Origin of the sequence: Streptomyces sp. NBC_01352 (assembly GCF_036237295.1) — a bacterium.
GTDB lineage: Bacteria > Actinomycetota > Actinomycetes > Streptomycetales > Streptomycetaceae > Streptomyces > Streptomyces plumbiresistens.
This window is the reverse complement of the sequence record NZ_CP108354.1, coordinates 3,862,831-3,878,039: the sequence shown is the minus strand read 5'-3', so window position 1 is coordinate 3,878,039 and position 15,209 is coordinate 3,862,831. Positions and strand designations below refer to the sequence as shown.

The 15,209-nt window shown below is 69.2% G+C and carries 12 protein-coding genes and 1 tRNA gene; 11 read left to right on the top strand and 2 right to left on the bottom strand.

Annotated features, from left to right (window positions below; genetic code table 11):
- The first annotated feature begins 64 nt into the window (after positions 1 to 64).
- The 4 genes from OG252_RS17915 to OG252_RS17900 are packed head-to-tail and all read left to right on the top strand — an operon-like array spanning position 65 to position 3,787.
- Positions 65 to 994 (top strand): bifunctional DNA primase/polymerase, encoded by a 930-nt coding sequence (locus tag OG252_RS17915; protein ID WP_329337203.1) that lies wholly within the window; start codon positions 65 to 67, stop codon positions 992 to 994.
- A complete protein-coding gene (locus tag OG252_RS17910) occupies positions 991 to 2,148 on the top strand; it encodes an AAA family ATPase (protein WP_329337201.1) in 1,158 nt (385 codons plus the stop codon). Before OG252_RS17915 ends, OG252_RS17910 begins: the two co-directional genes overlap by 4 nt.
- Positions 2,145 to 2,339, top strand: a complete 195-nt coding sequence (locus OG252_RS17905) for a helix-turn-helix transcriptional regulator (RefSeq protein ID WP_329337199.1) — start codon at positions 2,145 to 2,147, stop codon at positions 2,337 to 2,339. The genes OG252_RS17910 and OG252_RS17905 overlap by 4 nt, the downstream gene beginning before the upstream one ends.
- Positions 2,336 to 3,787: a tyrosine-type recombinase/integrase gene (locus OG252_RS17900; protein ID WP_329337197.1), complete on the top strand. Its 1,452-nt coding sequence runs from the start codon at positions 2,336 to 2,338 to the stop codon at positions 3,785 to 3,787. Before OG252_RS17905 ends, OG252_RS17900 begins: the two co-directional genes overlap by 4 nt.
- Positions 3,788 to 4,113: 326 nt before the next feature.
- Here OG252_RS17900 and OG252_RS17890 read toward each other — a convergent pair whose 3' ends face one another.
- Entirely contained in the window at positions 4,114 to 4,437 is a 324-nt protein-coding gene (locus tag OG252_RS17890; RefSeq protein ID WP_329337195.1) for a hypothetical protein, read from the bottom strand.
- 1,083 nt (positions 4,438 to 5,520) lie between these two features.
- Positions 5,521 to 5,592, bottom strand: a tRNA-Arg gene (locus tag OG252_RS17885).
- Positions 5,593 to 5,740: 148 nt separating this feature from the next.
- On the opposite strand from OG252_RS17885, the gene OG252_RS17880 reads away from it, so the two are divergent.
- The 7 genes from OG252_RS17880 (at position 5,741) to rho (ending at position 15,080) form a co-directional block, all read left to right on the top strand.
- The gene (locus tag OG252_RS17880) at positions 5,741 to 6,256 is read left to right on the top strand and encodes a response regulator (RefSeq protein ID WP_266433816.1); all 516 of its coding nucleotides are present in this window, start codon (positions 5,741 to 5,743) and stop codon (positions 6,254 to 6,256) included.
- A gap of 101 nt (positions 6,257 to 6,357) precedes the next feature.
- Positions 6,358 to 7,398, top strand: a complete 1,041-nt coding sequence (nrtL, locus tag OG252_RS17875) for an ArgS-related anticodon-binding protein NrtL (protein WP_266433814.1) — start codon at positions 6,358 to 6,360, stop codon at positions 7,396 to 7,398.
- A gap of 25 nt (positions 7,399 to 7,423) precedes the next feature.
- Complete coding sequence (lysA, locus tag OG252_RS17870) at positions 7,424 to 8,815, top strand: diaminopimelate decarboxylase (RefSeq protein ID WP_266433812.1); 1,392 nt, start codon at positions 7,424 to 7,426, stop codon at positions 8,813 to 8,815.
- 181 nt (positions 8,816 to 8,996) lie between these two features.
- Complete coding sequence (locus tag OG252_RS17865) at positions 8,997 to 10,289, top strand: homoserine dehydrogenase (protein WP_266433810.1); 1,293 nt, start codon at positions 8,997 to 8,999, stop codon at positions 10,287 to 10,289.
- 6 nt (positions 10,290 to 10,295) lie between these two features.
- Positions 10,296 to 11,354 carry a threonine synthase gene (thrC, locus tag OG252_RS17860; protein ID WP_266433808.1) on the top strand — a complete coding sequence of 353 codons (1,059 nt, stop codon included), beginning with the start codon at positions 10,296 to 10,298 and terminating at the stop codon, positions 11,352 to 11,354.
- A gap of 288 nt (positions 11,355 to 11,642) precedes the next feature.
- The gene (thrB, locus tag OG252_RS17855) at positions 11,643 to 12,572 is read left to right on the top strand and encodes a homoserine kinase (protein ID WP_266433806.1); all 930 of its coding nucleotides are present in this window, start codon (positions 11,643 to 11,645) and stop codon (positions 12,570 to 12,572) included.
- Positions 12,573 to 12,980: 408 nt separating this feature from the next.
- A complete protein-coding gene (rho, locus tag OG252_RS17850) occupies positions 12,981 to 15,080 on the top strand; it encodes a transcription termination factor Rho (RefSeq protein WP_329337191.1) in 2,100 nt (699 codons plus the stop codon).
- Positions 15,081 to 15,209: the final 129 nt, after the last annotated feature.

Here is a 15,209-nt window from a genome sequence, read left to right as displayed (position 1 = left end):
AGCAAGGTCGCCCGCCGCCGCGGTTCTCCCTGCCCATCCGTAGACAGAACAGGAGAACCCCAGGATGCCGCACCCGGACGGCACTGCCCAGCTCACCGCGGCGCTTGACGCTGCGTCGCGCGGCTGGCACGTCTTCCCCCTCCGGCCCGGCGACAAGCGCCCCGCCATCACCGCGTGGGAAGAGCGCGCCACCACTGACCCGGACCGCATCACCCAGTGCTGGACGCACGCCCCCTACAACGTTGGCGTCGCCATGGGCCCGTCAGGCCTGGTCGTCGTCGACCTCGACACCCCCAAGGGCCCGGACGACACTCCGCCGGCCGAATGGACCCACCCGGACATCCACGACGGCATGGGCGTGTTCTTCGCGCTGTGCCAGCGGCACGACTGGGACGCCCACCTCGTGACGTACGAGCCACACGACGGCATCCGCGAACACGCCCCCGATACACGCGTCGTGAAGACCCCCAGCGGTGGCACGCACCTGTACTTCGCCGCCCCCGAGGACGAGCCGCTGCGCAACACCGCGGGCAAGCTCGGATGGAAGGTCGACACCCGCGCGGCAGGCGGCTACGTGGTCGCGGCGGGCAGCATCGTCAACGGCCAGCCGTACACGACCGTCCATGCCGCTGCCGTCGCGCCGCTGCCCACGTGGCTGACGGACCTGCTACGCCCCGCGCCGCTGCCTCCGCAGCGCCCCATCACGGTCGCGCTCGCCACCCGCGATCGGCGCACCGCGTTCCTGAGCGCCGCGGTGAACGGCGAGTTGGCCCGCGTCACCGGCTCCGGCGAGCACCAGCACAACAACGCGCTCTACCTCGCCTCGGTCGCCCTCGGACAGCTCGTCGCCGGGGGAGAGCTGAGCGAAGCCGACGTGACCGGCTGGCTTCTCTCCGCCGCGCTGCAGGTCGGTCAGGGCGAGCGCGAGGCGCGGCGCACTATCGCCTCCGGCCTGCGAGCTGGAGCCAACCGCCCCCGAAGGGTCGCGGCATGAGCACCAACCCGATTCCCCCGCTGCACCTGTACTCCGTGCCCAGTGACCCGCAACCCCCGGCAGCGGCGGCGCCGAAGCGGGAGCGCCCGCGGACCGCCTGGACGGCCGATCAGCTCATGGCCGCGCACTTCCCCGAACCGAAATGGGCTGTGCCCGGCATCCTCGCCGAAGGGGTCAGCCTGCTCGCCGGACCGCCTAAGGTCGGCAAGTCCTGGCTCTCTCTCGGGCTCGGGCTCGCGGTCGCGGCCGGAGGGCAGGCGTTCGACTCCGTGCCTGTCCAGGGCGGCCCGGTGCTCTACCTCGCTCTCGAAGACACCCCGCGCCGCCTCCAGACCCGCATGGGCAAACTCTTGGGCGGACAACAGGCCCCGGCCGGTCTGACCCTGGTCACCGAATGCCCGCCCTTCCCCCAGGGCGGCACCGAGGCCATCGCACAGTGGTTGGACCGCAACCCCGACGCCCGCATGGTCGTCATCGACGTGTTCGCCAAGATGCGCGGACAAGCCCCACAAGGGGTGTCCGCGTACGACGCCGATTACGTCTCCGTCGGCTACGCCAAGCGGCTCGCAGACCACTACGGCATCGCCGTCGTGCTCGTCCACCACGTCCGTAAGGCAGGCTCCGACGACTTCCTCACGGAGGTCTCCGGGACCAACGGCATCGCGGGCGCCGCGGACGCCACCCTCGTACTCAAGCGGGCCCGCGGGCAGGCAGACGGCATCCTGCACGTCACCGGCCGGGACGTGGACGAAGCCGAGTACGCGCTTCAGTTCCAAGCCGCCTCCGGAGCCTGGCACCTGTTGGACGGCCCGGTGTCCGACCACACCGTGGGCGACACCCGTGCCGCGATCCTGCGGCATGTTCGTGCCAACCCCGGGGCGAAGCCGAAAGACATCGCGGGCGACCTGCCGCAGGTCGACATCGACACCATCCGCCGCACCTGCTCCCGCATGGCCGCCGACGGACAGCTCACCAGGGACGGCAGCGGCCGGTACTACCCGGACACCGAGACCCGGACACAGGGCGTACCAGAGGTGTCCGAGCTGTCCGACTGTCTGGCTACCCAACCTGACCAGCCCGAACACCCCGGACAGTCGGAATTGAAGCTGTCCGGGCTGTCCGGTGCTGACGTAGCCGAAGGGATGGCGGAATGAGCGCCCGTCCACGGGACGAAAAGTTGACCGTCAAAGAGGTCATTACTGATCTCAAGGTCGCCCCGTCCACCTTCTATCGGTGGCGCCAACTCGGAAAGGCGCCCCGTTCGATCAAGCTGCCGAACGGTGACGTGCGCATCCGAAGGTCGGAATACGAGCGGTGGCTTGCGGAGCGGGAGGACGCCGCGTGAGCGCGACCGAAGACAGCTCGACTCTTCGCCCCCACGGGGAGGCTCGGCCCGGGTACTCCCTCGACGTCCGGCTGTGGAAAGTCACGAAGGTCGACCGCAAGGCGCGGCCGTATCAACTCCGGTGGGTCGTAGGCGGGAAGGTGAGCAGCGCGACGTTCGCCACGTCGGCGCTCGCCGACAACCGACGCTCGGAGTTGCGGCAGGCCATGCGCCGGGGCGAGGCGTTCGAGATCGCAAGCGGACAGCCTGAGTCCGAAGTCCGCGCGGCGGAAGCAGCGGCTGAGGCCAAGCCGTCGTTGCGGTGGTTCGAGTTCTGCCGGAAGTACGTCGCCGGGCGGTGGCGCATGAGCGCCGCCAAGACCCGTGAGGGCATGGCGGACGGTCTCGCGGCCGTGGCGCTCGCCATGGTGAAGCGAGGCGAGAACACCCCTGAGGACAAGTACCTGCGCCTGGCGTTCCGGTGGGCGATCGTCCCCGCGAACGCGGGACAGGAGCCGCCGGCCGAACTGAAGGCCGCGTACGAGTGGCTCACGAAGGAGGATCGGCCGGTTGCCGACCTGGTCGACCTTGAGGTGTTCGAGGACGTGCTGTACCGCCTCAGCTATCGCCTGGATGGCACCCCGGCGGCGGGGGAGACGCACAAGCGGCGACGCCGGGCCCTGAACACAGCCCTCGAACACGCGGTGGCCGCGAAGGAGCTCCCGGAGAACCCTCTCCAGGGGACCCACAAGAAGCGTGTGGGCTCCGGTGGGGTGGTGGACCGGCGTGTCCTCGTGAACGCCGTACAGGGGCGCCAGCTGCTCACCGCGGTTTCCTATGTCGGTTCATGGGACCGCAACCGTGGGCGGCGCTTGGTGGCCTTCTACGCGGTCCTGTACTACGCGGGGCTCAGGCCCGCTGAGGCGGTTGGGCTGAGGCTCTCAGACTGCCACCTGCCGGACGCGGGTTGGGGCACGCTGACGCTGCGGGAGACGCGTCCCGTCTCCGGTAAGCAGTGGACCGACTCGGGGGAGCGTCACGACCGTCGGGGGCTGAAGGCGCGCGAGGCGGACACGGACCGTCCGGTCCCCATCCCGCCTGTCCTGGTCGCCATCCTTCGGGCTCACCTGAAGGAGTTCGGGACCGCCAAGGAAGAGCGGGTGTTCGGGAACGAGCGCGGGGGAGTCGTCGGCTCATCCACGTACTGGCGCGTGTGGGAGGAAGCGCGGCTGTTCGCCCTCCCGCCTGAGCGCGTCGACTCGCCGCTTGCCGGGCGCCCGTACGACCTGCGGCACGCGTGCATCACGCGGTGGCTGAATGCGGGGGTCCCGATCGCTGAGGTGGCCCGGCGGGTCGGCAACTCCCCGGAGGTGATCCACCGCCGGTACCACGGCTGTATCGACGGGCACGAGGAAGCCGCCAACGAGAAGATCGCAAAGGCGTTGGAGGAGGAAGGTGATGCAGCCTAACGAGAAGATCCGCCTCCTAGGCGGCGTACCCGCATCCCCACGTCTGCGGCAGGAACAGGTAGCCGAGCTCGGCCTCCTCGGCAGCCTGACGAATGTGCCCGGTTGCTCTGGTGAGCGTGATCTGGCCGATCATCACTCCGTCGAGATCAACTATGAAAGGCTGGGGCGCCGGCGGTCCGGTGAGTCGGTCATGCCCGCGGAGCTCCGGTAACGGATGGGGCGTCCCATCCAGGAAGCACGATGGGACGCCCATTCGCTAGCTCAGCTCGCAGGTGATCGCCACGTGGGACGCTGCGCGACCACGGGAGATTGTCGAGGGGTTCGGTCTAGCGGGTGGACTTTGTGATGATGCCGCCGCCCTTGACGAAGCTCATCGGTGGGCAGAAGACGTAGGAAATGCCGCTGGTCTTCCAAACCGTCGCATCGCGAACGATGAGAGCACCACCGTCAAGAGGCTGGCACGTCACGGTCGCCTTATAGCTTCCGCCATTACTGTTGGTGCATCTGGCTTCCCAGCCGTTGTCGAACTTGCCGTAGGAGCACCCGGTCGGCCAGCCCGCGGGCGCTGCATTGGCCGCGCCTTGGGTTCCAAGGGTGAAACAGGCAGCCATCCCCATTGCGGCGAACAACGTCGAATGTAACTTCTTCATTTGTGTTGATCCTTTCTCAACCGGTCCGGCCGTTTTAGACTCGGGTTTCGATGCCCGAAGAAGTGGCTTTGGAGTCTCCCTGGCAGTACGCGTAGGACCATCCCGTCTGCTTCCACGTGCCGTCGATGTGATGCACCGTCCCGTTCGGGTACTTGCATACGGCGATGGCTCGGTAGTCGCCACCGTTGTGGTTAGTGCAACGGGCGACCGCTCCCCAACTGCCGGGGACCTCATAGTGGCAACCGGTGGGCCGCGCCATGATGCCGGCGTCGGAAGCCGATGCTGTAGCCCCGGCGCCGAGCGAGAAGACACCGGCCAACAGCATTCCAATTGCCGGGGTGGCAACGGTCCGCTGAATGCGAATTCTTTTCAGCACTTTTCTCCCTGCTTCCTCAGCGGTAAACGCTTGAGGCGTTATCCGACAGGACGGCAGGGGTCTGGCATTGTTTGAATTCCATGCGCCCTCCCTGTGTGAGGAAGACGCTTCCCCCTGCATGGCCACGACAATTCCACTCCTGGCGGGATCGAGCAAGCGAGAGCGCGATATTCTGAGGATTACTTGAGCATCGCTTCCCTGTGGGAGCCCCGAAGGGGGATAAGTGCGGCATAATCCTCCCGGTATATCTGGAAGGGTTGATTCCGATATCAGGGGCCGCAATATGAAAGAGGAATTTAGGCCGAAAAGTGTCCGAAATTCTTCGATCCCTTTCCCCTAAGAGTTCTCCCGTAACTGCTGGTCACAGTGAGCCGTTGGCGCCGGCCGACGTCAGCTGAAGAGGAGGTCGATGCCCTTCTCGGTGCAGAGCTGCAGGACGACCACGAACTGGCGGGCGTCGTCGAGGTGCCGTTGGAGGGGCGGGTCGATGCTTCCCTCTTGCGGCTGGTCGGCGATCTCTTGCCGGCGGGGCAGGATCGCGGCGCACGGCCGACGACTGTGTCGGAGGTGTGTCGCGTGTATCGCAGATAGTGCGCGAACAGTGAGAGACAACGAGAGAGGGCGAGAGTCAGTGAGACTGACTCCCGCCCTCTTCGATCGGCATCCGCCCTGGCCAACATAGGAACGTTCCTAGGTGGTATGGCGAGTGCCCCCGGCAGGATTCGAACCTGCGCACACGGCTCCGGAGGCCGTTGCTCTATCCCCTGAGCTACGGGGGCGTGTCGGTCGCGGTGTTCGCGGCGACGGGTAGAACCCTACCAGTTCCCTCGGGGTGTTCATGAACGGTTTCCCGGGGTCAGGGGCGGTCGGGAGCGGGCCGTAGGGAGGGGGCAGGGCGGGGGGAGAGGTACCCCGCACGGGGCGGAAGTGGGGAAAACCCGGACGCGGTGGCCGGTCCGGACCTACTCTCGAGTTGTGCCAGGCGCGTCGGGCCGGGTGCTTGTTGTGGACGACAACAAGGTCATCCGGCAGCTGATCAGGGTCAATCTCGAGCTGGAGGGCATCGAGGTCGTGACCGCGGCCGATGGTGCCGAGTGTCTGGATGTCGTTCATCAGGTGCAGCCCGATGTGGTCACCCTTGATGTCGTCATGCCTCGTTTGGACGGGCTGCGGACTGCCGCTCGGCTGCGTGCCGACGACCGGACCCGTGATCTTCCGCTCGCCATCGTCAGCGCCTGTACCCAGCACGAGGTCGAGGCCGGCCTCGATGTCGGCGTCGATGCCTTCCTCGCCAAGCCCTTTGAGCCCGCCGAACTTGTCCGCCTCGTACGGCAGTTGATCGAGCGGGAGCGGAGCGGAGTGCCCGGGGGAGTGGACGGGGTGGCCTTGGGGAGTGTTCTCGGGGGCGGGGAAGCCGAGCGGGCCGGCCGCACCGGCGGCTGAGCACCCCCGGTCGCGCGGTCAGCAGCGCCCATCGTCCACATCCCGGACCCTCACCCAAACCGACTCGCCTACCCACCCCCCTCCTCCCCTACGCTTGTCCCGTGACCCCCGTCGAGCTCTCCCGCACCGTGCTGCGCGCGGTGCGTCGTGCTGTCGACGAGGGGGAGCTGAGTGTCACCGTGCCGGGGCGGGCTGTCGTCACGCCTCCCGGGCCTGGTGGCTGTGGTGATTACGCCACCAACATCGCCCTCCAGCTCGCCCGCCCGGCCGGCCGGCCGCCCCTCCAGGTCGCCGAGGTGCTGCTGCCGTACCTCCTCGCCGCGGACGCCGTCACCGACGTTGTCGTCACGGGGCCCGGATTCCTCAACATCAGCTTGCGGAGCGGTTCGCCCGCGGTGCTGGTCGAGGAGATCCTGCGGCGGGGAAAGCGGTACGGACATGCCCACGGGCCCGACGCGCAGCCGCTCGTACCGCTCCATGCGCCCCACGAGGTCCGGGCCGTCGTTGTGATGGATGCCGCCGCCCGCATCCTCCGCTCGCAGGGGGCCTTCGTCCGCACCACCTGTGAGGCCCCTGTCCAGCCCGAGTGGACCGACATCCTGGGCGTACGCGTCGACAGCCACGGCCCCGCCGCAACACCGGGCCTCTTCCTGCGACCCGTACCGGCCCCCGTCGACCCCCTTCCGCTCGGCCGTGACGCCGCCCGCTGGGCCCTCCTCCATCCCGCCCCCCACGACCGCCCCCGCCTCACCGACGACCACCTCGTCCAGCGCGAGAGCAACCCCCTCTTCCGCGTGCGGTACGCCCACGCCCGCACCCGGGCTCTCAGCCGCAACGCCGCCGACCTGGGCTTCACCGCCGAGCCCGGAGACGTCCAGGACGCGCGGGCACTGGAGAACGCCCTCGCCGACCACCTCCGCGTCCTCACCCAGGCCGCATCCCAGCGCACGCCCGACCGTCTCGCCCGGCACCTCGTCACCGTCGCCGATGCCGCGCTCCCCCTCCTTCCCACCGTCCTCCCGCGCGGCGACGAGAAACCCTCGGCCGCCCACCGTGCCCGGCTCGCGCTCGCCGAAGCCGCCGGGGCGGTGCTGGCCGGTGGCCTGTCCCTGCTCGGCATCGACGCACCCCAACACCTCTGACACCTCTGAGAGAGCCACCCGAGAAATGAGCCGTTCCGCACACCCCGCCGGGCCCCGTCACGCTGACGTTCTCCCCGAGGGCCACTACTCGGCCCCGCCGGCCGACCTCAACACCCTCGACCCGAAGGTCTGGGCCCAGACGGTCACCCGCGACTCCCAGGGCGTCGTCACCGTCGGCGGCATCGACGTGAAGGCCCTCGCCGAAGAACACGGCACCCCCGCCTACATCGTCGACGAGACCGACTTCCGCGCCCGTGCCCGCGCCTGGCGCACCGCCTTCGGGCACGACGCCGACGTCTTCTACGCCGGCAAGGCCTTCCTCTCCCGCGCCATCGTGCGCTGGCTGCACGAGGAAGGGCTCAACCTGGATGTGTGCTCCGGCGGCGAGCTCGCCACCGCCCTCTCCGCCGGTATGCCCGCCGACCGCATCGCCTTCCACGGCAACAACAAGTCCACCGAAGAGATCCACCGCGCGATCACGGCAGGCGTCGGCCGCATCGTCCTCGACTCCTTCCAGGAGATCGTCCGCGTCGCCCACATCGCCGAGTCCCTCGGCAAGCGGCAGCGCGTCCAGATCCGTATCACCGTCGGCGTCGAGGCACACACCCACGAGTTCATCGCCACCGCCCACGAGGACCAGAAGTTCGGCATCCCGCTGGCCGGCGGCCAGGCCGCCGAGGCCGTACGCCGTGCCCTGAGGCTCGACGGGCTCGAGCTCATCGGGATTCACAGCCACATCGGGTCCCAGATCTTCGACATGTCGGGCTTCGAGGTCGCCGCCCACCGTGTCGTCGGGCTGCTGAAGGACATCCGTGACGAGCACGGTGTCGAGCTCCCCGAGATCGACCTCGGTGGCGGCCTCGGAATCGCCTACACCAGCGACGACGACCCCCGCGAGCCCCACGAGATCGCCAAGGCGCTGACGGAGATCGTCAGCCGTGAGTGCGACTCCGCCAAGCTGCGCACCCCCCGCATCTCCGTCGAACCGGGGCGCGCCATCGTCGGGCCGACCGCCTTCACGCTCTACGAGGTCGGCACCATCAAGCCCCTCGACGGGTTGCGGACGTACGTCTCCGTCGACGGCGGCATGTCCGACAACATCCGTACCGCGCTCTACGACGCCGAGTACAGCGTCGCTCTGGTGTCCCGCACCTCCGATGCCGCGCCCATGCTCGCCCGCGTCGTCGGCAAGCACTGTGAGAGCGGCGACATCGTGGTGAAGGACGCGTTCCTGCCGGCCGACCTGGCACCGGGTGACCTGATCGCCGTACCGGCGACGGGCGCGTACTGCCGGTCGATGGCCAGCAACTACAACCATGTGCTGCGCCCGCCGGTCGTCGCGGTCAACGACGGCGCATCCCGTGTCATCGTCCGCCGCGAGACGGAGGAGGACCTCCTGCGCCTCGACGTCGGGTGAGGCCCTGAGAAAGGCACCTCGAAAGGCCTCTCAAAAGACAGGGAAACGGGGAGCGGAAGATCTCCTGTCTTCCGCCCCTGTACAAATGAAATCGATGTCTCACGATCCGGACATGGGATAGAAACTCCCGTTCGGTGAGTGAGACTGGTCCAACCGTGACGGTATGAGGAAACGAGGTCGGATGATGCGTACGCGTCCGCTGAAGGTGGCGCTGCTGGGCTGTGGAGTGGTCGGCTCAGAGGTGGCGCGCATCATGACGACGCACGCCGACGACCTCGCCGCGCGCATCGGCGCCCCCGTGGAGCTCGCCGGTGTGGCCGTACGCCGGCCCTCCAAGGTCCGCGAGGGCATCGACCCCGCCCTCGTCACCACCGACGCCACCGCCCTCGTCAAGCGCGGCGACATCGACGTGGTCGTCGAGGTCATCGGCGGCATCGAGCCCGCTCGTACGCTCATCACCACCGCCTTCGAGCACGGCGCGTCCGTGGTCTCCGCGAACAAGGCCCTCCTCGCCCAGGACGGCGCCGACCTGCACGCGGCGGCGGAGGCGCACAACAAGGACCTCTACTACGAGGCCGCCGTCGCCGGTGCCATCCCGCTGATCCGTCCGCTGCGCGAGTCCCTCGCCGGGGACAAGGTGAACCGGGTGCTCGGGATCGTCAACGGGACCACCAACTTCATCCTCGACAAGATGGACTCCACCGGGGCCGGCTATCAGGAAGCCCTCGACGAGGCCACGGCGCTCGGATACGCGGAAGCGGACCCGACCGCCGATGTCGAAGCGTTCGACGCCGCCGCCAAGGCGGCCATCCTCGCCGGGATCGCCTTCCACACGCGCGTGCGTCTCGACGACGTCTACCGCGAGGGCATGACCGAGGTCACCGCCGCCGACTTCGCCTCCGCGCGGGAGATGGGCTGCACCATCAAGCTGCTCGCCATCTGTGAGCGGGCGGAGGACGGCGGGTCCGTCACCGCGCGCGTGCATCCCGCGATGATTCCGCTGACCCACCCGCTCGCCTCCGTGCGCGGCGCGTACAACGCCGTGTTCGTCGAGTCCGACGCCTCCGGGCAGCTGATGTTCTACGGCCCCGGCGCCGGCGGCGCCCCGACCGCCTCCGCCGTGCTCGGCGACCTCGTCGCCGTCTGCCGCAACCGGCTCAACGGCGCGACCGGCCCGGGGGAGTCGTCGTACGCCGCGCTGCCCGTGTCGGGCATGGGCGCGGTCGTCACGCGCTACCACATCAGCCTCGACGTGGCGGACAAACCGGGTGTTCTCGCCCAGGTCGCCACCGTGTTCGCCGAGCACGGTGTCTCGATCGATACGGTTCGCCAGCAGGGGAAGGACGGCGAGGCCTCTCTCGTCGTCGTCACGCACCGCGCGTCCGACGCCGCCCTGGGCGGCACCGTCGAGGCGTTGCGCAAGCTCGACACCGTGCGTGGTGTCGCCAGCATCATGCGGGTTGAAGGAGAGTAACCAGCAATGACCCACCAGTGGCGCGGAATCATCGAGGAGTACCGGGACCGGCTTCCGGTGTCCGACACCACGCCGGTCGTGTCGCTCCGCGAGGGCGGCACGCCCCTCGTGCCCGCGCAGGTGCTCTCCGAGCGCACGGGCTGCGAGGTCCACCTCAAGGTGGAGGGCGCCAACCCCACCGGGTCCTTCAAGGACCGCGGTATGACCATGGCCATCACGCGGGCGAAGGAGGAGGGCGCGAAGGCGGTCATCTGCGCCTCCACCGGCAACACGTCCGCGAGCGCCGCCGCGTACGCCGTGCGCGCCGGGATGGTCTGTGCCGTCCTCGTCCCGCAGGGCAAGATCGCGCTCGGCAAGATGGGACAGGCGCTCGTGCACGGCGCCAAGATCCTCCAGGTCGACGGCAATTTCGACGACTGCCTCACCCTCGCCCGCGCCCTGAGCGACAACTACCCCGTGGCGCTGGTCAATTCGGTCAATCCGGTGCGGATCGAGGGCCAGAAGACGGCCGCGTTCGAGATCGTGGACATGCTCGGCGACGCCCCCGACATCCACGTCCTGCCGGTCGGCAACGCGGGCAACATCACGGCGTACTGGAGGGGCTACAAGGAGTACGCCGCCGACGGCATCGCCGCCAGGACCCCGCGCATGTGGGGTTTCCAGGCCTCCGGCAGTGCTCCGATCGTGCGCGGCGAGATCGTCAAGGAACCGTCGACCATCGCCACCGCGATCCGCATCGGCAACCCCGCGTCCTGGCAGTTCGCCCTGGAGGCGCGGGACGAGTCCGGCGGCTTCATCGACGAGGTGACGGACCGTGAAATCCTGCGCGCCTACCGGCTGTTGGCCGCGCAGGAGGGTGTCTTCGTCGAGCCGGCGTCCGCCGCGTCCGTGGCCGGTCTGCTGAAGGCGGCCGAGCAGGGCAAGGTCGACCCGGGGCAGAAGATCGTGTGCACCGTCACCGGCAACGGCCTCAAGGACCCCGGCTGGGCCGTCGAGGGCGCCCCACGGCCGGTCATCGTCCCGGTCGACGCGGCGACGGCGGCCGAACGCCTCGGTCTCGCCTGACCTCCTCGAAGTTCGTCCGGTTGACCCTCGCCGAGGGTCAACCCGCAGGGGGTGGCACAGGGGGCTTACGACACGCATCGTGCGCCTCCTGTGCGCCCTATGTCGCCACAGAACCTTCCTTCGATAGGCTGTACCGAACCCGCCCGCCGCATATGCCTCCGCATATGGCCGGGTGCCGCGTCGTCTGTGCGGCCCGGAAGCGGTTCCCAGGGTTTTCACGCACCGGGGAACCTCCGTACGTATCGAATGTCTTCGACAGTCCCGCAGCTCAAGGAGAGTCATCGAGAGATGGCCGGTCCAGCATTCCGCGCCGCCGCCGTCCGAGTGCGCGTCCCCGCCACCAGCGCCAACCTCGGCCCGGGCTTCGACGCCCTCGGCCTGTCGCTGGGGCTGTACGACGACGTCGTCGTCCGGGTGGCCGACTCGGGGCTGCACGTCGACATCGCGGGTGAGGGCAGCGAGACACTCCCGCGTGACGAGAACCACCTTCTTGTACGGTCCCTGCGCACCGCCTTCGACCTGCTCGGCGGACAGCCGCGCGGCCTGGAGATCGTCTGCGCGAACCGCATTCCGCACGGCCGGGGCCTCGGCTCCTCCTCGGCCGCCATCTGCGCCGGCATCGTCGCCGCGCGCGCCGTGACCATAGGCGGCGAGGCCAAGCTGGACGACGTCGCCCTGCTCGAGCTCGCGACCGAGATCGAGGGCCACCCCGACAACGTGGCGGCCTGTCTGCTCGGCGGATTCACCCTGTCCTGGATGGAGGCCGGCGCCGCCCGGGCCATCAGGATGGATCCAGCCGATTCCATCGTTCCGGTGGTTTTCGTGCCCGGCAAACCGCTCCTGACGGAGACCGCGCGCGGACTGCTCCCGCGCACCGTGCCGCACGTCGACGCCGCCACCAACGCGGGCCGTGCAGCCCTGCTCGTCGAGGCCCTGACCCGGCGCCCCGAGCTGCTGCTGCCCGCCACTGAGGACCGTCTCCACCAGGAGTATCGCGCTCCGGCCATGCCGGAGAGCGCGGCGCTGGTGGAGCGGCTGCGGGCCGACGGGGTCCCGGCAGTCATCTCCGGCGCGGGCCCCACGGTGCTCGCGCTGGTGGACGGCGAAAGCGCCGACAAGGTCGCCCATCTGGCGGGCGAGGGATGGGCCGCGAACCGGCTGGAACTCGACGCTCAGGGGGCGAGCGTGCTGCCGCTCGCGCCCTCCGGTGACATCTGAAATCCGGCGGTTGCCGGATTTCGAGAGGGGGAATGTTTGTTGGATCCGGTAGTGTTAACCTCAAGTCTGCACCCGACCCCACCATGGCGAGGTGCTTCACGTCCCCGTCCGGGACAGACATTCTTCCGGGAGCCTCCCAAGCCGCACTGTGTTCCGTACGACGTACGCGGGCAGTACGCCGTACGCGGGCACTGAGCGACTTGCCGGGCACGCTCCGGAACCGGTGCGACCAAGCCACGTGACACGGACACTCAGTGCCACTGCTTTGGGAAGCGCCGTCACCACATTCCTCCGCCGTCCAGGCGGACCACCGCCCCGGCACGGTCCACACAGCAAGGACCGATGCCGGACAGCACAACCGGTCGCCGAGCCAGACAGGCCGACGTCCGCTCCAGGGAAGGACCCTTCGTGAGCGACACCACCGATCTGATGGGCGCACGTGTCGAGGAGACAGCTGCCGCGCCCGCCACGGACGCCTCCGCGCCTGCCAGCGGTGCCGGCTCCCGGCGGCGCCGCGGTACCGGCCTCGAGGGCATGGTGCTGGCCGAGCTGCAGCAGGTCGCCTCGGGCCTCGGTATCAGGGGCACCGCGCGGATGCGCAAGAGCCAGCTGATCGAGGTCATCAAGGAGGCGCAGGCGGGAGGGGGTGCGGCTCCCAAGGCCGCGGTTCCCGCCGGGGACGCCGCCGAGACCAAGCCCAAGCGCCGGGCCACCTCCAAGGCCCGTACGGGCGACGAGGCCGCTCCCGCCGCCGCGAAGAAGGCGGCCGCGAAGGCCGAGGCCCCCGCCGAGCAGGCCGTGGCCCAGCAGCAGATCGAGATTCCCGGCCAGCCGGCTGGGGGCCCCTCCCGCGCGAGCGAAGCCGAGCGTGGGGGAGACGATGCCCCTGTGGAGCGCCGTCGCCGTCGTGCCACCGCCGAGGCCGGCAGCCCGGAGACGGTCACGGCCGAGGCGAAGAGCGAGCCGAAGGCCGAGACGCCCGCCCCGCAGGCGCAGGGCGAGGCCAAGAGCGACGCCGACGGTGGCGAGAACCGTCGCCGCGACCGCCGTGAGCGCGGCCGCGACCGTGGTGAGCGCGGCGACCGTGGCGACCGCGGTGACCGCCGCAAGGGCGAGGAGCAGCAGGGCGGCCAGGGTGGCGGCCAGCAGCAGCGCCAGGACCGTCCCGACCGCCAGGACCGTCAGGACCGTCAGCAGCAGGGTGGCGGTGGTCGTCCCGACCGCCAGGACCGCCAGCGTGACACCGGCCCGCAGGACGACGACGACTTCGATGGCGGCCGCCGTGGCCGTCGTGGCCGCTACCGCGACCGCCGTGGCCGTCGCGGGCGTGACGAGATGGGCGGCCCCGAGCCGCAGGTCGCCGACGACGACGTCCTGATCCCGGTCGCGGGCATCCTCGACATCCTCGACAACTACGCCTTCATCCGTACGTCGGGCTACCTGCCGGGCCCCAACGACGTGTACGTCTCCCTCGCCCAGGTCCGCAAGAACGGCCTGCGCAAGGGTGACCACGTCACCGGTGCGGTGCGTCAGCCCAAGGAAGGCGAGCGCCGCGAGAAGTTCAACGCGCTGGTCCGCCTGGACTCGCAGAACGGCATGGCGCCCGAATCCGGGCGCGGTCGGCCGGAGTTCAACAAGCTGACGCCGCTGTACCCGCAGGAACGCCTCCGTCTGGAGACGGACCCGGGCATCCTCACCACCCGCATCATCGACCTCGTCGCGCCGATCGGTAAGGGCCAGCGCGGTCTGATCGTGGCCCCGCCGAAGACCGGCAAGACCATGATCATGCAGGCGATCGCCAACGCGATCACGCACAACAACCCCGAGTGCCACCTGATGGTCGTCCTGGTCGACGAGCGTCCGGAAGAGGTCACCGACATGCAGCGGTCGGTCAAGGGCGAGGTCATCTCCTCGACCTTCGACCGCCCGGCCGAGGACCACACCACGGTCGCCGAGCTCGCCATCGAGCGCGCCAAGCGCCTGGTGGAGCTGGGTCACGACGTGGTCGTGCTGCTCGACTCGATCACGCGTCTGGGCCGTGCGTACAACCTGGCGGCCCCGGCCTCCGGCCGCATCCTGTCCGGCGGTGTCGACTCGACCGCCCTGTACCCGCCGAAGCGCTTCTTCGGTGCGGCCCGCAACATCGAGGACGGCGGCTCGCTGACCATCCTCGCCACCGCCCTGGTGGACACCGGGTCCCGCATGGACGAGGTCATCTTCGAGGAGTTCAAGGGCACCGGCAACGCCGAGCTCAAGCTCGACCGGAAGCTCGCCGACAAGCGGGTCTTCCCGGCGGTGGACGTCGACGCGTCCGGCACCCGTAAGGAAGAGCTCCTGCTCGGCAGCGACGAGCTCGCCATCACCTGGAAGCTGCGCCGGGTGCTGCACGCGCTCGACCAGCAGCAGGCGATCGAGCTGCTTCTCGACAAGATGAGGCAGACGAAGTCGAACGCGGAGTTCCTGCTCCAGATCCAGAAGACGACGCCGATGCCCGGCAACGGCGACTGACGTCAGCTTCCACAAAGGGCCACCCCTGAGAAAGGGGTGGCCCTTTGTGCTGTATGTGGCCGGGGTAAGATCGCGCTCTTCGGTCAACTTTTCGACCGCGAACTCATGATCCCGAGGGGGGACTTACGT